This window comes from Rufibacter radiotolerans (assembly GCF_001078055.1).
Classification (GTDB): Bacteria; Bacteroidota; Bacteroidia; order Cytophagales; family Hymenobacteraceae; genus Nibribacter; species Nibribacter radiotolerans.
Genome location: NZ_CP010777.1, coordinates 3,191,217 through 3,209,160, shown reverse-complemented (window position 1 = coordinate 3,209,160; position 17,944 = coordinate 3,191,217). Strand labels below are relative to the sequence as shown.

Annotated in this window: 12 protein-coding genes; 5 read left to right on the top strand and 7 right to left on the bottom strand. The window is 53.0% G+C overall.

Annotated features, from left to right (window positions below):
* Window positions 1–124 precede the first annotated feature (124 nt).
* Window positions 125–1,390 (top strand): DUF819 family protein, encoded by a 1,266-nt coding sequence (locus TH63_RS13260; RefSeq protein WP_048921364.1) that lies wholly within the window; start codon window positions 125–127, stop codon window positions 1,388–1,390.
* A gap of 41 nt (window positions 1,391–1,431) precedes the next feature.
* Here TH63_RS13260 and TH63_RS13255 read toward each other — a convergent pair whose 3' ends face one another.
* Complete coding sequence (locus TH63_RS13255) at window positions 1,432–1,962, bottom strand: DUF4385 domain-containing protein (RefSeq protein WP_048921363.1); 531 nt, start codon at window positions 1,960–1,962, stop codon at window positions 1,432–1,434.
* Window positions 1,963–2,039: 77 nt separating this feature from the next.
* On the opposite strand from TH63_RS13255, the gene TH63_RS13250 reads away from it, so the two are divergent.
* Entirely contained in the window at window positions 2,040–2,597 is a 558-nt protein-coding gene (locus TH63_RS13250) for a hypothetical protein (RefSeq protein WP_048921362.1), read from the top strand.
* Window positions 2,598–2,685: 88 nt separating this feature from the next.
* Here the strand turns inward: TH63_RS13250 and TH63_RS13245 are convergent, their stop codons facing one another.
* The gene (locus TH63_RS13245) at window positions 2,686–4,311 is read right to left on the bottom strand and encodes an ArnT family glycosyltransferase (RefSeq protein WP_048921361.1); all 1,626 of its coding nucleotides are present in this window, start codon (window positions 4,309–4,311) and stop codon (window positions 2,686–2,688) included.
* 168 nt (window positions 4,312–4,479) lie between these two features.
* On the opposite strand from TH63_RS13245, the gene TH63_RS13240 reads away from it, so the two are divergent.
* On the top strand, window positions 4,480–6,411 hold the full coding sequence (locus TH63_RS13240; protein ID WP_048921360.1) for a hypothetical protein: 1,932 nt from the start codon (window positions 4,480–4,482) through the stop codon (window positions 6,409–6,411).
* Window positions 6,412–6,604: 193 nt separating this feature from the next.
* Here the strand turns inward: TH63_RS13240 and trxA are convergent, their stop codons facing one another.
* The 3 genes from trxA to dnaE form a co-directional block, all read right to left on the bottom strand.
* Window positions 6,605–6,931, bottom strand: a complete 327-nt coding sequence (trxA, locus tag TH63_RS13235; protein WP_048921359.1) for a thioredoxin — start codon at window positions 6,929–6,931, stop codon at window positions 6,605–6,607.
* 545 nt (window positions 6,932–7,476) lie between these two features.
* Window positions 7,477–8,037, bottom strand: a complete 561-nt coding sequence (locus TH63_RS13230; RefSeq protein ID WP_231583474.1) for a transposase — start codon at window positions 8,035–8,037, stop codon at window positions 7,477–7,479.
* Window positions 8,038–8,612: 575 nt separating this feature from the next.
* Window positions 8,613–12,248, bottom strand: a complete 3,636-nt coding sequence (gene dnaE, locus TH63_RS13225) for a DNA polymerase III subunit alpha (RefSeq protein ID WP_048921358.1) — start codon at window positions 12,246–12,248, stop codon at window positions 8,613–8,615.
* Between the two features lie 275 nt (window positions 12,249–12,523).
* Here dnaE and TH63_RS13220 point away from each other — a divergent pair, with 275 nt between their 5' ends.
* Window positions 12,524–12,832: a DUF3817 domain-containing protein gene (locus tag TH63_RS13220; protein WP_048921357.1), complete on the top strand. Its 309-nt coding sequence runs from the start codon at window positions 12,524–12,526 to the stop codon at window positions 12,830–12,832.
* A gap of 112 nt (window positions 12,833–12,944) precedes the next feature.
* On the opposite strand, the gene TH63_RS13215 is transcribed toward TH63_RS13220, so the two are convergent.
* Window positions 12,945–13,847: a cyanophycinase gene (locus TH63_RS13215; RefSeq protein WP_048921356.1), complete on the bottom strand. Its 903-nt coding sequence runs from the start codon at window positions 13,845–13,847 to the stop codon at window positions 12,945–12,947.
* Between the two features lie 346 nt (window positions 13,848–14,193).
* Here TH63_RS13215 and TH63_RS13210 point away from each other — a divergent pair, with 346 nt between their 5' ends.
* Window positions 14,194–15,531 (top strand): MFS transporter, encoded by a 1,338-nt coding sequence (locus TH63_RS13210; RefSeq protein WP_048921355.1) that lies wholly within the window; start codon window positions 14,194–14,196, stop codon window positions 15,529–15,531.
* A 126-nt stretch (window positions 15,532–15,657) separates the two neighbouring features.
* Here the strand turns inward: TH63_RS13210 and TH63_RS13205 are convergent, their stop codons facing one another.
* A complete protein-coding gene (locus tag TH63_RS13205; protein WP_048921354.1) occupies window positions 15,658–17,898 on the bottom strand; it encodes a LysM peptidoglycan-binding domain-containing protein in 2,241 nt (746 codons plus the stop codon).
* Window positions 17,899–17,944: the final 46 nt, after the last annotated feature.

Sequence of the window (17,944 nt, the reverse complement as noted above, 5' to 3'; positions counted from 1 at the left end):
CCCGGTTTTTGAAAAACAGGCCTAAAACGCAGAGGCGCTATCTTTTTAATTATTTTTGGTAAGTACCCTTCCTAACCCTTACCTTTCCCGCCGCTACCCTTACTAACAAGCCAAATTCTCTGCCATGGAACCCGCCGCCGCTGCCCCCGAAGCCATGATTACCAATGATGCCGTTGTACTCGGGATTCTGGTCATGATCCTCGCCTTCGTCTTCACCACCTCATCCAGCCACCGTCCCTTCTTCCGGAAGTTCTACTCCGTGGTGCCTTCGGTGCTGCTTTGTTACCTCATTCCCAGCGTGCTCAACTCCATGGGCGTGATTGACGGCGAAAAATCCAACCTCTACTTTGTGGCCTCCAGGTACCTGCTGCCGGCCAGTTTGGTGCTCTTTACCATTAGCCTTGACCTGAAGGAAATCTGGAAGCTGCGCCATAAGGCGGGGCTCATGTTCATTACCGGCACCGTGGGGATTATGATTGGTGGGCCGCTGGCTATTTTAATAGTCTCTTTCTTTGCGCCCAGCGTGGTGGGTGGGGCAGGCCCCGATGCCGTGTGGCGCGGGCTCTCTACCATTGCTGGTTCCTGGATTGGCGGCGGGGCAAACCAATTGGCCATGAAAGAGGTGTTTCAGCCCAGCCCTACCTTGTTTTCAGCTATGATTGCGGTAGACGTGGTAATGGCCAATATCTGGATGGCGTTGCTGCTGTACGGGGTGGGCAAGGTAGACAAAGTGAATGCCTTCTTTAAAGCAGACACTACCGCCGTGACAGAGCTGCAGGATAAAATTGAGGCCTACCGCCTCAGCATCATGCGCATACCTACGCTGTCAGATACCATGGCCATTGTGGGCGTGGGGCTTGGGCTTACGGGTATGGCCCATTTCTTTGCCGATATCATTGCCCCCTGGATTGAAACCAACGCCCCTTACCTGGAGCAGTACAGCCTAACCTCGGGCTTCTTCTGGCTGGTGGTGCTGGCTACGGCCTTCGGGATTATCCTGTCCTTTACCCGGGCCCGCAAGCTGGAAGGGGTAGGGGCCTCGCGCATTGGCAGCGTGTTCCTGTACATTATGGTGGCTACCATTGGTATGCAGATGAACCTGCTGGCCATTTTCAGTAACCCCGGTCTGTTCCTGGTGGGCTTTATCTGGCTCCTGATCCATGGCACCCTGCTGGTGATAGTAGGCCGATTGATCAAGGCGCCGTTCTTCTTCTTTGCCGTGGGCAGTCAGGCGAACGTGGGCGGGGCAGCCTCCGCATCTATTGTGGCAGGCGCTTTCCATCCAGCCCTGGCCCCGGTGGGCGTTCTGCTCGCTATCCTGGGCTACGCCATTGGTACCTATGGTGCCTACCTAAGCGCGCTGGTCATGCAGATAGTCGCCCCTAAGTAAACCCGTTTTGAGCCTCTTTTCCGGAAAACGGGCCTAAAAAGCTATTTCTCATAATACTGGTCCCGGAACTCCTGCTTCTGCCTAAGGTATTCCGGGTGGTCTTTGGCCTGGAACCAGTAGTCCTTGAAAATAGCCGCCGCCTGCGCTTTCTCGTTGGTGAGGGCATCTTCGGCCTGGGGCAGAACCTCGTTCCCTTTGTTGGCGCTGCCCGAAGAATAGGGGTAGGCCAGGCCCTCATTGTTCGCCCCCGGCGATTCTTCATATTTGCGGCCGCTTTTGTGGTTGGCATAGCGCCGGGCCCGGGTGAATCCCATCTGCAGGAACTTGCGGGCCATGTCGGCGCCCACGAAATCGTGCTGGCGCAGGTAGTCCTCAAAAAGCGCAAAGATCTTCTGCGCCGATGCGGTGGCCACTTCAGGATTTTTGAAGCGCCAGTGCGGCAGAATCTCGCTTTTGTAGGGCTGCACCAGCAGCACGCCCTGTTCCCCCACGCCCACGCGGTACAGCTCGGGGTGCTCCCGGAAATCTACGGTCTTGAAATCAAGGGAATAATTGAAGGTGTTTTTGGCCATGACAACTTGAAATACGGAAAAAGCACCTTCTTGTGCCGCGTTTGCGTATGCGAGGTGAACCTGAAACTATACCTACTATGAAACCATACCACCTGTTACCTCTTTCACTGCTTCTTTTCTGTGGGGCCGTCCTGACTTCCTGTGACACCACGCCCCGCGAGCGGAAGGAAACCGTGTCCCGCGAAGTAGACAAACTGGATGAGCGCGCCGCCGATCTGGCCAATAAAACCAAAAACGAGGCCAGAGACGTGCGCGAGGCCCTGGCCCGCCGCAAAGCCGAGGAAAAAGAACGTAAAGCCCGCGGCCCGGTGCCCGGCAAGCAACTGCAGATGGAGCAGGAGTTGCTGGGCAACTATAAATACCTCTCCAGCGTGTCTGCCGACAGCATGCGCGATGCCTACGTGTTTTTCCTGCAGCAGGTGCGCGACCGCAACAAAACCTGGACCATGGAAGACTGGGATTACGCCAACGCCATTTACAAGCGCCTGAACGAGCGCGAAGAGGCCTTGCATGATGATATCATTCTTCGGCACGCCACCAAGATCAAAGCCCTGCAGGCAGAATACGTGGCCCTGGAAAAACGCGCCGATGTGCGGGATTACCAACGGGTGAAGAAGGAGCAGAAGCAGCCGTAATCGCTTTAAAATAAGTATAATGATAAATCCCGTTTTGGGCCTGTTTTACAGAAAACAGGCCCAAAACGGGATCTCTGGTTTTAATGGTTTACCGCTTTTTGGGCGGCAGCAAATACAGTTTCACTTTTCCTTCCTGGGCAATTAGCCTGGCCTGTGAGAATTTGGGTAGAACGTCCTTCTCGCGGAGCGGCATCATCAGTTCAGGGTGTTCCAACACGCCGTTGTTTATGAGCAGGAAAACGGTGTCTGCCTGTTGCAGGATGCTGGAATCTGCCGCTGAATAGGGGAGGTAGGTATAGTTTTTAGGCACCTGATAGCCATAGAAAAACGGGTGCATGCGAGCCATCATAGAATCTGTCACCACCACGTGGCTACCTACAGGGCTGGACAGGTGTTGGTCAATGATCTGTTTCTGCTCAAAGTAATAAGATACTGTAGGTTTGGTGATGAAATATACGGGCCGTATCAGGCTAACCAACATCACCGCCGCCAACGCCAGCCAGTGCGGCACCGCGCGGCGCCAGAAAAACAGGACCGTGAAGAAAATCGCCAGCGGCAAATACATGGTCCACATGACCTTATCCGTAACTGCCATTGAACCGAGGAAAAGAAGGGCCAGAAGCAGATAGGCTTTTTTATCCCCCCAGATTCTCTCTACCGCTAGTCCGGCCAACAGGCAGAAAGCGGGAAGCAACGGATGGAACATGCGGGGCAGCAAGGTCATGGGTTTGTAATATTCCAATGACACGGAGCCAAACCAGATAGGAAACAGCATCACCAACGTAGCGAAAGCCCAAAAACCAAATGGTTTCTGCACCTGGAAATCTCCTCGCTTCGCCAGTGCCAGTCCGGCCACGGCCGGGGCCAGAAGAATGGCAAGCCCAGACCCGGCAAAGAAAACCAGAGGGCCATAGGTCAGCCGGGACAGCAACATGGTTGCGCGGGCGGCAAAGTAGTCTGCTTTGGTGTCAGCATACCCTGCAGCCGCGATATCATCAAACCGTTGCCAGGCGTTGCCCGCGTATACCTTATAAAGCAAGAAGTAAACGCCCAGCAACAGCGCGCCGGACAGGATAGCCGCGGCCCAGAAACGCAGGTTCTCTTTGCGCAGCAGATGGTAGAGAAACACCAGAAAATAAAAAGGCGCGGCGTAGACAATGGTCTCCTTGGTAAGGAAGGCCAGCAGGTTGAGCACCGCAAACAATACGCCGTAGCCTATTTCTGATTGGGGGTTTGGTAGAGGTTGGCGCGCCTTGTAGAGCACCAGCAGGCAGGCCGTGGAGAAGAACAGCAGAATATTGTCTGGGTACAGGTAATTGACGGTGTTGAGCTGGAAGTAGTAAAAGCCCATGAGCACCAGCGCCCAGGAGCTGGCCACGGGGTGGTTCTTCCGGAAGGTTAGAAAAAGCACCATGTAAGTGCCCAGCGTGCAGAGCAACGGCCAAAGGGTGGTAGTATAGGCATTCATGCCCCAGAGCCAGTAGAAAAGGGCCGTGGGCACGAACACCATAAACCGGTGGCAGAAGGAGTAGTCGTCAAAATGGAAGCCGCCGTAGAGCAGTTGGTGCGCGTACAGGCCATAGGAGAAATCATCCCCGAAGTAAAAGCCCTCGTGTTCCGCAAAAAAGTACAGCAGCGTAAAGCCTACGGTGAGCAGAAACCAGAATAAAGGGTTTTCGCCTACCCGGCGGAAAAAGGAAAAGATGGGAGCCACAAACAGGGATTTTGCTTTGTAAGGCGGAAGTTCGGGAAACGGGGCGGCCTATGCAACAAAACTAGGTTTTGGTATTTCCCGAAGAAAGCCGGAACTTTAAAACTTGCTTACACTTAAACCGTTGCCGTTTTCGTTAAGGGCATGACGCTTTCCATTATGAGTAAATACATGAGGTCAACTGTTACGCGTTTCTTCTTCTTTTTTCTGTTGCTGGGCGCTCCCCGGGTCTGGGCCCAGGACATGATTGACACCCGCCTGAGCTATAACTACCTGGATAAGTTTGAGTTTACTGATGAGTGGCAGTACCTCACCACGGATATGTACCTGCTCAACGCCGGCCAGTTCTCTAAGGTCATCAACGAGCTGGAACAGGGCACCACCCGGGCCCGCCGCCGCGATTACATCAACCTAGAGTCCTTGTTCATCTCGGCGCAGCTGAAAAACGCGAAGCTCTTTGGGCAGGACCCCGTGGTCTACCCGCTCTATAACTTTGCCGTGGAACCACCTTCCGGCAAGAAAGACTACTCCACGCGCATCTCAGACAATATTGACGCCATCCGGATTATTGACAAGCTGCCCCTGGCTGCCGACGAACGTAACATTGACGCCGTCATTGACGCCAAACTCTTCACCTCAGACAGCCGAGAGGTGTTCTTCAATATCATTGCCAACCAACTCACCAACATTGCCAAGCAGATGACCCCGCAGGCGGCCATGCTCTCGTTAGTAGGGGAGTTTGGGAACCTGATCAGGAACACCGCCATGCGCAAGGAATACAAATTCAGCTCTACCATCAGGCTGTATGAGGGGCAAAATTTTGACACGCGGCTGCATTCAGTAAGGGTGTATGTGTTTGTGCCTTCCTTCGCCAAGATACCGGCCTTGCGCACGCCAAGGCTCACGGAGTTACTGAGTAACAGTCCGCAGGGGTTTGAGCGCCAGAAGCTGGAAGCCGCCCTTAACTTCAAGGACTACCCGGTGCTGGTGGTGGCCAACTACAAGTCACTGTACCGCATGGATGCCCTCTCGGGCAGCGAGATCACCACGGAAACTATTGAGAAACGCCGCGTGCGCATTGAGCAGGCATATCTGGCCGGCTTGGTCACCGACGACGCCTACAAGCAGGAAAAGCTGTTTGTGGAGTTTCTGCGCAACTTCAGTGACCTGAAGCAAGACCTCAACAACTACCGCCTCAACTACAAAAACAACAGCCCCGAGGCCAACGCCAAAACGCTGTTCGCGGTGATTCAGGACTACAAACGCCTGAAAACCCTGGCCAGCCTACGCGACCATGAGTTTGCCCGCAACAGCACCTACCAGCGTATCTTTAAAAATGAGTACCAGTCTATCCTGGCCTCGGCCGACGGCTACCTGGAATCTGACCATAACCTTAAGAACGGGAAAGAACTGGTGAACACCGTATTGGATTTGGACCAGGAGCAGAGCAAAGCAATCACCGTGGCGCAGCGCGAGCAATACCTGAACAGACTCTACTCTGTGGAACTGCCCAACCCCGAATTCCTGGCCAGTACCCTGGAAGGCGCGGGAATCTCCAAGCACATGAACCGGCTGGAATCGGCGCAGTTCAATGACGTGTACGCCAAAGAAGTAGGCAGACTACGCGAAGCGACCCCCAATGAGGACAATATTTCGCTTAGAAACGCCCTGCTGGAAAAGGCCAACACTACCAAGTGCCGCAGCTGCCGCGAAGAAGTGAAACAGGCCGCCCGCCAGTTTAACCAGCGTCTGGAAGAGCAGACCCTGGACCGGGAGCGGGAGAAATACCGCGACCTGCACGCCCAGGCCGAACGCAAAATCATCCTTTACCTGAAACAGGGTACCTGCATGGACACGGCCATTAAAGCGCAGTATTCAACCGAAGGCGCCTTGCCGGCCCATATCCAGCGCATACAGGAACGCAAAGGAGAACTGACCAAACAGGTTACTGAACTGGAAGCCTTAGTCAAAGAACCGGCCCCCGAAGGCAAGACCTCGCTCCTGCGGGAGTACAACCAGCGGGTCTTCGGGTTGCTGCGTACCCTGGACCAAGGCTTTGCCGATCTCTGCGCCGCCGAGAAAAGCCTTTGCGGCTGTGAGTAAAGTGGGTATGTATGATGCAGGACACAGGATGTAAGACTTTTCCGCTGGAATCAGGCAGGACTGATGGGGAAAGTCAATAGCTACTTCGCCTGCGTGTGACCGTTTTGGGCCTGTTTTCTGTAAAACAGGCCCAAAACAAGAAAGCCGCCCCGGTTAAGGAGCGGCTTTCTTGTTTTATGAAGGCGAAGGCAGCTTACGCTAACTGGCCATCTAATTTTTGAGCCAACACGTTCTTAGGAACGGCGCCTACTTGTTTGTCTACTACTTGTCCGTTTTTGAAAACCAGCAAGGTAGGGATGCTACGGATACCAAACTTTGCAGAAGTCTGCGGGTTGGCGTCTACATCTACTTTACCAATAATCACGCGGCCTTCATAATCACCTGCCAGTTCTTCTACCACCGGGCCCACCATGCGGCAAGGGCCGCACCATTCTGCCCAGAAGTCTACCAATACTGGCTTGTCTGAATTGATGATCTCTTCGAAGTTCGCGTCTGTAATTTCTATTGCTTTATTTGCCATGATCGTTATGGTTGAATACGTGTATATGGTAAGGGTCACTGTTCAAAAATAGAACCAACTCTGAACTGACAGTAAAGCTACTGATTTTCTGTCATGTGAGTCAATATCCTCAAGGATACCTGTTTTGAGCCCGTTTTGAGGAAACCAGCCCAAAAACAGTAGTATGTCTACTGGTTGCAGGTAAAAAAGGTTGGGTAATTAGAAGTGCGTGCCCCGTGACAGGATGGCACAATGGTGCGCTTGCGAAGGGCAAGCTTTCTAAGGTTGGAACTTTAAACCAATATTGAAAAGAAGTCCTTAAAGGCTGCTGCTGATAATCGGGCTCTAAAAAAACAAGGCTTTTCTAGTAGAAAGAGGTGGAAGCCAACTTTAAACCGGAAAAGCCAAGAACCCGAAGGTTGAGACAAAGGTAAGGATTTTGGCTGGATTGGCAAAAGGATGAAGAGAGGTTGCTATTTGGCAGGTAGAATTTCTAATAGACCTTTACCACCAGTATAGTCATGGTCTAAACTCCATATCCATGGCCTGTCCCCTGACAGGCCATTCTAGAACCTGTCCTGATAATGGGTAAGGATGCTAAAACTATCCTTGCCAGTTGCATAAAAGTTGGCCGAAGACCAAAGATAGTCTTCTGGCCTAAGGGCCAATTGCCAATGTTCTTGCAATGGGTTTAAGTGAACGTACTCTAACTTCTGTTCCACTAGCTGCTTTGAAGGCAACAAAACAGCCAGAGGGTCACGTTGCCAGAATCTATGCTTTCTTTCCTTGGTGTCTTCCACGAAAGAACTGAGTGCCAATGGGTGATGCTGTCGCAAATCTCTTAGGAAACTACTGCTTGTCCATTTATTCAAAGAGGCATACGGCATTTCCTTGCCGTTCATCTGAAGCATTTCCCAGATGAGATGGAGATGGTTGGGCATAATGACAAAACCATACACAGCTATTTTCTTCTGCTCAACTAACCATTGCAACTGTTCTAAAATAACTTGCTTGTATTTATCTGGCTTCAATAATTTTTTCCAGTCTTTGATGGTGTTGGTCCAGAAATACACTTCGCCCAATTGCATGTTTGATTTACGCGGAGAAGTGAACATTTCTGCATTCATGAAGGGAATTACGGAATTCAAAAGCTGATGGTGGTGGTCTGTCAGGGGACAGACCACGGATAAGTAAAAGTTAAAGGAAAAGGATTAATAAGAAACTGTTTATGAGTTGAGAAATCCTATAAAGTCCCCTCGGTCTGTCCCCTGACAGACCGAAACGATAAGCCTTCAATCTGTTTTTGGTCTCTTTTTACCAAAACATTCAAAAACGTAAAGCCCAGTTAAGAAAACATAACTGGGCTTTGCATCTGTAATCTTTACTTATCAGGTGGCTTGAATTTAGTTGAATGAAAATAGAAAGTTATTCTAAATCAGTAGGTTTAACTTTTACTCTACCCTTGGGTATTTCTAAACTCTCTTCAATTTCTACTCCAAGAATATAGTATGGTGTTGGCATTCCTGAGTTGTATAAAGATCGATACTCCTCTATCAAATTAGAAAAGTCTTCATTGCTGAAGTACAACAAGTCACCAGCTCCTAGTTTGTTATCTAAGACGAAGGAGCGAACACTTTGAAAGTTAATGGTTCGGAGGTATTTCAAGTTTGAATTCATTTATAGAATAAAATCAGATAACACCTCAAATCAACTGACACGTTGCCACCTCCAACTCTTTCACATTCTGCAAAAACGTCTTCGGGTCAATGCGGTATTTCCGGCTGAACAACTCCACCGCCAAACGTTCACCGGGCTCCGTCAATACAAGCTCCAGCTTCTTCTGACCTGGGCTGGCAATAGCCGCTTCCTCCAACCGGTCAATGAGCATAGCGTTGATGTTTCTAATGTCAATATCCATGCGCACGCCTTTGGCCATTTTCTCGGCCACATCTGAAAGCAGTTGCATGGAGAGCGGTTTCAATTCCCACTGGTCCTCAGACTTGTAGCGCAACGTCACTTTGGCCCGGATGAACAGGTACATGCCTTCCTTCACGTAGGGCGAGAATTTCACAAAGTCTTCGCCGAACAAGGCCAGGCCCATGGTGTTGTCATAATCCTCCAGCGAGAAGAGCAGGAACGGGTTGCCGTTTTTGCCGGTGCGCATGACCACGTTGCTGATGATGCCGGCCACGTTCACGTCGCGGCCTTTGAACTCTTCAATGCGGTCCAGGCTACAGGTGCAGTAGGAGTCAATCTCCAGCTTGAACTGGTCCAGCGGGTGGCCCGACAGGTAGAAGCCAATCACCTCTTTCTCACGGCGAAGCATCTCAGTCAGGGACCAGGGCTGTACGTCTGGTACTTTGGGTAACGGCATATCTACGGCACCGCCACCCCCGAACAAAGACTGTTGAGCGGCGCTTTTCTCGGCCTGGAACTGGTTCCCGAAACGGACGGCCTTTTCCAGCAGGTTGATGGTTTCGCCGGGCGGGGTTTCTATGTACTGGGCGCGGTGGTAGCGCTCAAAGGAGTCAAACGCACCCGCCTGAGCCAAGCTTTCAAAGGTCTTTTTGTTCACGGCGCGCAGGTTCACGCGCTTGGCAAAATCAAAGACATCGGTGTACGGGCCGGTTTTCTCGCGCTCCTCAATGATGGCTTCCACGGCGGCCTCGCCGGTGCCTTTCACGGCGCCCATCCCGAAACGGATTTGCCCTTGCTGGTTCACGTTGAACTGGTGGATGGATTCGTTCACGTCTGGCCCTAGAACCTGAATCTGCTGTTTGCGCGCCTCCTCAATAAAGAACGTCACCTTCTTGATGTCGTTCATGTTGTGGGTGAGCACGGCGGCCATGTACTCGGCAGGATAATGCGCTTTGAGGTAACCGGTTTGGTAAGCAACCACAGAGTAGGCGGCGGAGTGCGAGCGGTTGAACCCGTACTGCGCAAACTTCTCCATCACGTCAAACACCTCAGAGGCGTGCTTGGCGGGGATGTTATGAATCTCTTTGGCTCCGGCCACGAATTTTTCGCGCTCCTGGGCCATTTTCTTCATGTCCTTCTTACCCATCGCACGGCGAAGCAAATCTGCTCCACCCAATGAGTAACCCGCCAACACCTGCGCCGTCTGCATAATCTGCTCCTGGTACACCATGATGCCGTAGGTGTTCTTGAGGAGCGGTTCCAGCAATATGTGCGGGTATTCTACTTCCTCACGGCCCTGTTTCCGGTTAATGAAGTTCGGGATGAACTGCATCGGGCCCGGACGGTACAAGGCGTTCATGGCAATCAAGTCTTCAATGTTGGTGGGCTTCAGGTCTTTGAGGTACATGCGCATGCCCTCAGACTCAAACTGGAACGTGCCTATGGTGTCACCGCGCTGGTAAAGGGCGTAGGTTTTTTCGTCGTCCAGCGGAATGTTGTCAATGTCAATCTCCACGCCGTGGTTACGCTTGATAAGCGCCATGGCGTCTTTCAGGATGGACAGGGTTTTCAGGCCCAAAAAGTCCATCTTCAGCATGCCAGCGCTTTCAATCACCTTGCCGTCAAACTGGGTCACCAACAGGTCAGAGTCCTTGGACGTGGACACCGGAATGTAGTTGGTGATGTCATCTGGCGCGATAATCACCCCCGCCGCGTGAATACCCGTGTTTCGCACGGAGCCTTCCAGCTTTTCTGCTAGTTTCAAAACCTTCGCCCGAAGGTCATTGCCATCTCTGATGGAGGCGAGCTCAGGCGATTCTATAAACGCCTTTGCCAGCGTAGTTCCGGGCACCTCGGGGACCATCTTGGCCAGTTCATTGGCCTCAGATAAAGGCAAGTCCATGGCGCGGGCCACGTCTTTGATAGACGATTTGGCCGCCATGGTACCGAACGTGATGATTTGGGCCACCTGCGTCTTGCCGTACTTGTCTACCACGTAGTCAATCACGCGCTGCCGGTTCACGTCGTCAAAGTCAATATCAATATCGGGCATGGAAACCCGTTCTGGGTTCAGGAAACGCTCAAACAGCAGGGCGTACTTGATAGGGTCAATGTTGGTGATACCCACGCAGTAGGCCACGGCAGAGCCCGCCGCCGACCCCCGACCCGGACCCACGGCCACGCCCATGCTCCGGCCTTTGTTGATGAAGTCCTGGGTAATGAGGAAGTAACCCGCAAAACCCATGGTCTCAATAATGCCCAGCTCGTAGTTCAGGCGCTCCTCTACCTCTTGGGTAATCTCATGGTAGCGCTTCTTGGCCCCTTCAAAGGTTAAGTGGCGCAGGAACAAGTCTGCCGTGGGGTGCTCCGGAGGCAACGGGAAGTTGGGTAACAGGATATCGCGCTGCAGCTTAGGCGGCGTAATCTTGTCTACAATCTCGTTTGTGTTGTCCACGGCGAAGGGCACGTCCGCGAACAGATGGTTCATCTCTGCCTGAGACTTGAAGAAGAACTGGTCATTCGGGAACCCAAATCGGTCCTGAGGACGCGGTTTCTGCTGTTCTTCCTCTATGCGGTACAGCATACGGCGCACGTTCTCATCGTTTCCGTAGGTGTTTCTGATATTAGTGAGCGTGTCATAAATAACCTCACCGCTCCCAGACATCATCCTGAAATACTGCGTCTGGAAATCGCCTACGGGTACACTTTCCTGCTCGCCGGTGTTCACGCATAGCAAGATGTCGTGCGCATTCCAATCGGTTTGCTCTACGTAGTGCGAGTCATTAGTACAGATAACCTTGACGTTGTACTTGATGGCAAATCTGAGCAATACCTGGTTTACGTCTTCCTGAGACAGGCCAGTGTTATCAATGTTCATGAGACCGTGGCGCTGAATCTCAATGTAGTAATCGTCGCCGAACAAGTCCAGCCACCATTTCAGGAGTTTCTCGGCTTCTTCCTCGCCTTTCCAGAGAATGGCCTGTGGCAGTTCAGCGCCAATGCAGCAGGAGGTGGCGATGAGGCCTTTGTGGTATTTGACCAGCAGTTCCTTGTCAATGCGGGGCCATTTGCTGTAGAGGCCGTCAATGTAGGAGTAGGAGCAGAGCTTGGCCAGGTTCTGGTAGCCTTCCTGGTCTTTAGCCAGGAGCAGCTGGTGGTGGCGCACGTCTTTTACCTCCTTGGTGAAGGTCTTCTGGTGCCGGTCGTTCACCAGATAGAACTCACAGCCCACAATGGGTTTCACGTTGTACTTGTTGGCCTCGGCCACGAAGTTGAACGCCCCAAACATGTTGCCGTGGTCGGTCATGGCGACGGCTTTCATGCCATCGGCTTGGGCCTTCTTCATGAGTCCGCTAATGCTGGCGGCCCCGTCTAGCAACGAGTATTGGGTATGGGTATGGAGGTGGGAAAAATCTGGCACAGTTGAAATGAGTCTAGAGTTCTGAGTCTTGAGTCCTGCGTTGAAAACGGGCTCAAAGCGGACTACGAAGGTACAAAGAAAACAGCAGGCGCGGGGCAGAAAGTTGCTTTACCAAGGGGTGTTTTTAGCATGTTTTCTGAAAATCAGGCCGGAAACAGAAAAGGTAGGAAATAAGACTTTTCCTGAACCGGAAAGTATTAATGGAGGCATTTTAGAAAGCAATAGGTGTAAGAGTAGACTGTGCCGTACCTTTGTCCTTTAAAACGGTTAGTACCATGCATTTCTCTTTCAAAACAGCCTTAGACAAGTTCAGGACGGTGGCCGTTCTGGAAGGTATCTCTTACCTGATTCTCCTCTTTATTGCCATGCCCTTAAAAAGGCTGGCAGGTATCCATGAAGTGCAGAAATACGTAGGCTGGGCCCATGGCCTCCTATTTATCTTGTTCGTAGCCTTACTATTGCAGGTGTGGGTAACCTACAAATGGTCTTTCTACAAAGTGGTGGTGGCCTTCATATCCTCGCTCATTCCCTTCGGGACTTTCATTCTGGACCGGCGCCTGGAGAAAGAGGAAACCCAGAAGTAACATCCCTACTGTCCAGTTAGCCCCGGCCAAAACTTGCGGATAGCTTTTTGGCGTTATTTTTTCATTTCTGGTCTAATCTCCTGAAAACAGGCCCGAAACGGAGGCCGGGGTTTTACCGCATCTGCAGGCGGGCGTAGCTCGGGATAAAGTACTTGTCCTTGTCACCCAGCAGGTGCACGCGCAGCCCTTTCACGGTGAATGGCTCCCCCGTCTGAATGGCGTAGATATTGGTGTCTGTAATGCCCGTGCCGTCTACTACCGTGACCAGGCCGCTGCCCACTACCTCCACAAAACCTCCCTCGGTGACCAGAATGGCGGTGTCTTCCTCCAGCCCAATGCCAATGCACTCGGGGTTGGTGGCAATGGCCTGGGTCATGCGCACAATGCGGCCGCGGGTCAAAAAATGGGTGTCAATGGCTACGTTCTTCAGGAATTCCATGCCGGTGGTAATGCGCACATCACCTTTGATGGACCCGCCCTCAGACTCCCCCTCATAGATCATAGGGGTGGACATGGCTGCCGCCCCGGCGCTGGTTCCGGCAATGATGATGTCAGAGAACGCATAGCGCTCTTTCATGGCGTTCAGGATGTCGGTGCCGCCGTAGATGGCGGTGAGCTTCAGCTGGTCTCCGCCGGTGAACATGATGCCAGCCGCTTCCTTGATGGCCTCCATGTACTCAGGCTTTTTGGCGTCCACCCGGTTTCTTATGTCTACAATCTTTATGTTGTTGACGCCTAGTTTGTTGAAGATGGTGGTGTAGTCCTTGGCGGAAACATCTGGTAGGTTAGAGGCCGTGGGAATGATGGCAATCATGGGGTTGTTGCCTTTCAGTTCTGCCACAAACCGCTTGAGTATCTGCTCGCTTATAAAATTGATGTTGCGGTCCTGTTCATCGGGCTGTTCCTTCTCCTTGCTTTCCTTGCCCCCAATGGCCAAAAGTTTGCCTTTGGGTACCAGTCCCCGCACTTTAAGGGCCGGGGTGGGGGCAGTATGGGCGTTTTTTGCTTTGCTCATGTCTCTCAGCGTAAGAAGGTTAAAACGTTTTAGGGCACCGTAACAGGTTGAAAGCAGATATACGCGCAAATAAAGAACCAGATGATTTATTAAACGGAATTTGTCTCTCTTTGATAACGATCTGGCCCTTGCAGAGCTGGGCTAGGTCGGTAATGGGTTACCCGGGCCTAAGCTTTCAGGAACGCAGGTTGTCTTTTTAGGCTTTGGCGGCCTACCTCCGTTTTAAGGCCGTTTTTCTGGAAACAGGCTCAAAACGGAAATTTTATCTGTTGAAAAAGCCAGGAAGGCAAGCTATAAAAGGCCTGGGTTCCGTACACCTTTTCAGCCCGAAGGGGCATTAACACGCATGGCAGATTCTACTTCCCTTTCTTCTCCGTCCCGGCTGGGGGGCATGTTCCGGGCGCTGCGGTCCTACAATTACCGGCTGTTCTTTGCGGGCCAGGGCATATCCCTGATTGGTACCTGGATGCAGCAACTGGCCATGAGCTGGCTGGTCTACCGCCTCACCGACTCGGTGCTATTGCTGGGGTTGGTGAATTTCTGCAGCCAGATGCCGTCCTTTCTGCTGGGCCCGGTGGCGGGTGTCATCTCAGACCGGTTCAACCGGCACCGGGTGCTGCTGCTCACACAGGCGCTGTCTATGCTGCAGGCCGGCACGCTGGCGGCGCTGGTCTTAACCGACCACGTGAATATCCCGTTTATCATGTTTCTTAGCGTTTTTATAGGCGTGGTGAATGCCTTTGACGTGGCGGCCCGGCAGTCTTTTGTGGTGGAACTGGTAGAGCACCGTGATGACATGAGCAATGCCATCGCCCTGAACTCCTCCATGTTCAACGCAGCCCGGCTGGTAGGCCCCTCGGTGGCGGGGCTGGTGATTGCCGCCGTGGGCGAGGGGATCTGCTTTCTGATAAACGCCCTGAGTTATCTGGCCGTGATTGCCTCGCTGCTGGCCATGCAGCTGCAGCCGGTAAAGCGGCCGCTGGTGCAAACCCGGGTGCTGGAATCTCTGCGTGAAGGGTTCAGCTACGCCTTCGGGTTTGCGCCCATCCGGTCCATTATCCTGCTCATTGCCATGCTCAGCTTGTTTGGGATGCCGTTCAGTGTGCTCATGCCGGTGTTCGCGCGTGATGTGCTGGGCGGCGGTGCCAATACGCTGGGCTTTATCATGGGCGCCTCGGGGGTAGGGGCCTTGACGGGGGCGCTGTACCTGGCCTCGCGCAAGAGCGTATTGGGCCTGGGCCGATTGATTGTGGGCTCCGCCGTCCTCTTTGGAGTAGGGCTGATCCTGTTTTCCTTTACACGAACCTTACCGCTGGCCATGCTCTGTATTTTGTTGGCTGGGTTAGGCATGATGCTCCAGATGGCTTCCTGCAACACCATTCTGCAAACCATTGTAGACGAAGACAAACGAGGCCGCGTGATGAGCTTTTACGCCATGGCCTTTATGGGCATGGCCCCGTTTGGCAGTCTGCTGGCCGGATGGGTGGCCGAACATATTGGCGTGACCTATACGCTGCTGGGCTGCGGGGTGCTTTGCGCGCTCAGCGTACTGCCTTTTGCACTGCAGCTTCCTGCCCTCAGAAAAATGGTGCGGCCCATTTATGAGCGCTTGGGCATTCTGCCCGAGATAGCCACTGGCCTTCGCTCAGCCACCCAGTTAACCACCCCGCCGGAGCAGGATTAAGTTTTTCTAAGCCTTCCCAAAAGGACAGTCTGCTTTCCGTTTTAAGCCTGGTTTGGCCAAAACTAGCTTAAAACGGAAAGGCCCGCTACTATAGCGGGCCTTTCCTGTTTATGTTAAGTATTAAGGTTATTGCTTAGGTTTCACGATCAGGTTTTCACCTAACGTCACACTGAAATCTGATTTGTTGTTCCACTCCATAATCTCCTTGATGGTGACGCCGTACTTGCGGGAGATGGCATACATAGACTCGCCGGGAGCTACTTTGTGGGTCACTACCCCCGCCGCTGGTTTGGCTGTAGGTGCCTGAGCAGGAGCTACGGTTGGGGTAGTTTCCGGGGCGGTCACTTGTAACACCTGACCAACAGAGATAGCGCCGGTACCCAGCTCATTCCATTCCTGAAGGTTCTGCAGGGTAACGCCGTACTTACGCGAGATGGCATACAGCGTTTCGCCGGCTACCACGGTATGCTCTTTCACCCCAGCGGCAGGTCTATTGGCTGGTGCCGAAGTGGCAGGTGCCTTAGCAGGAGCAGAACCAATTGTTTCTACCGCTGAGATCTGGTTGGCCGGGCCTACCAGCACCAACTCTTTGCCTAAGGCCAGCGGGGCGCTGCCGTCCAGGTTGTTCCAGGCCAGCAGGTCTTCCATTGAGACGCCGTACTTGCGGGAGATGGCATACAAGGTCTCGCCCTTCTCTACCACGTGTGACGTGGCACCCACCACCGCCGCCGATGTTTCCAGTTCTGCCGTTGCTGGTTCGTCTGGGGCTTTGCGCTCTAAGGGCGCGGCAGGTTTGGTGGCGCCGGTCGTCTTTTTGCTCGGGTATTGGGTGTTAGAAGACACAACCGGTGCGGCCACATCTACATCCTCAATGGCCTTGCGAACATAAGGGGCCGCCGTAGTGTCTTCCACTACCACGCTAATGGCAGCGGGCTTTGAGGAGGTAGAGGCAGTTGCCGGTTTAGAGGCGGCAGGCTGCGCCGCAGGGGCAGGCTTCTGCGCAATCACTTCCCTGGGGGCGGACACCGGCTCATCTTGCAACTGAGGCCTGATCTCCACCGGAATAGATTCCGGGCGGGTTTCTTTCAGCCATACCATGCGGCCCGGCTCCAGACGCTCTTTGGAGGTCATACGGTTTTTGGACAAGAGCTTTTTGAGTTTGATGCCGTACTTTTGAGACACGCTGTGCATGGTCTCGCCGGGTTGGGCCTCATGGTACTCAGGGTTCAATGTTCTGGAGTTCTTGGCTTGCAGGTAATAGGTCTGGCCCGGCACAATGGGGTCATAGGAACTCATGTCATTCACCTGCAGGAATTTGCTGGTGGAGATGTTGCCTTGCAGGGCCAGCATGTCTTTGGTGTCACCGGGCTGGGCCACGATGGACTTCAATTCCTGCGGCTGGCCAGTCAGTTTAGCTTTCAGGGTGGCAAAGAAGCCTTTAATTTTACTGATGCTGTCATTGGGCTTCATGACCGAGGCTCTCGGCTTGGCCGAGGTTCTGGCCGTGGAAGAAGATTTCCAAACCGGGCTGGAGGCCTGCGCGATTACCGGACGCGGAGCCCCGGACAGCTGCGGTACCATGACGGTGTATTCTTTATCTGACGGCACCCGGGAGGCCAGCAGCCACTTGTTGTAGCGCTCCACCTCAGCGGCATCTGCCTGGGCCGCCATGGCAATCTCCGTTAGGGTTTGTCCTGCTACCGCTTTTACCGGCTGCAGGGTAATGGTGGGGTTTGGGTTCTTGCCGATGGCGTTCTCATAGGCCACTTTGTGGGCCAGGAACGTGAGCAGGTATTTGTTGGTCTGCGCGGTCACCTCCATTTTCTTGGCGCCAATGTCTGAGGTCTTGGTCAGGGCTTTGGTGCCGGTAAGGCCTTGGTAGTAGGAAAGCAGCGAGTTGAACCAGTTCTTGTAATAGGCGTTGCTGCGCACAAGGTATTTGGCGGCCCCGCGGCTAGACTCAATAATATGCTTGCGTTCGTCTACCTGGCTGTTCACCTTAATGCCCAACTCGGTGGCCGAACCTTCCTTGAACTGCCAGAAACCCACGGCATTAGACGTAGACACGGCATCAGAGACCAGGCCGCTTTCCTGTAGCACGAGGTATTTGAAGTCAGTGGGCACGCCTTCCTGTTTCAGGGCCTGCTCCACAAACGGGAAGTACGCGTCTGCCAACTCTACTTTCTTCTGGAAATAGGCGGGGTGCTTAATGAGGGCATCCACATTTTTTTGGATTTCCACCCGGGCGCTTTCTTTTATCTCCAGATGCATGTCCGCGAAATAAATGTTGTTGGGCACTACCGGGCTCTGGGCACGCGCCACCCAGCATAACAGGCTGAGCAACAGGAGCGATAAGGATTTTTTCATCTGATGAATCAAAGAAAAGGTAAAAGAATAGCAGAAAACCTATGTT

Bases quoted from the DNA above. Each gene is read 5' to 3' on its own strand.
- TH63_RS13220 (WP_048921357.1), top strand. From the start codon at position 12,524: ATGCATTTCTCTTTCAAAACAGCCTTAGACAAGTTCAGGACGGTGGCC.
- TH63_RS13260 (WP_048921364.1), top strand. From the start codon at position 125: ATGGAACCCGCCGCCGCTGCCCCCGAAGCCATGATTACCAATGATGCC.
- TH63_RS13215 (WP_048921356.1), bottom strand. From the start codon at position 13,847: ATGAGCAAAGCAAAAAACGCCCATACTGCCCCCACCCCGGCCCTTAAA.
- trxA (WP_048921359.1), bottom strand. From the start codon at position 6,931: ATGGCAAATAAAGCAATAGAAATTACAGACGCGAACTTCGAAGAGATC.
- TH63_RS13230 (WP_231583474.1), bottom strand. From the start codon at position 8,037: ATGAATGCAGAAATGTTCACTTCTCCGCGTAAATCAAACATGCAATTG.
- TH63_RS13250 (WP_048921362.1), top strand. From the start codon at position 2,040: ATGAAACCATACCACCTGTTACCTCTTTCACTGCTTCTTTTCTGTGGG.
- TH63_RS13240 (WP_048921360.1), top strand. From the start codon at position 4,480: ATGAGGTCAACTGTTACGCGTTTCTTCTTCTTTTTTCTGTTGCTGGGC.
- TH63_RS13205 (WP_048921354.1), bottom strand. From the start codon at position 17,898: ATGAAAAAATCCTTATCGCTCCTGTTGCTCAGCCTGTTATGCTGGGTG.
- TH63_RS13210 (WP_048921355.1), top strand. From the start codon at position 14,194: ATGGCAGATTCTACTTCCCTTTCTTCTCCGTCCCGGCTGGGGGGCATG.
- TH63_RS13255 (WP_048921363.1), bottom strand. From the start codon at position 1,962: ATGGCCAAAAACACCTTCAATTATTCCCTTGATTTCAAGACCGTAGAT.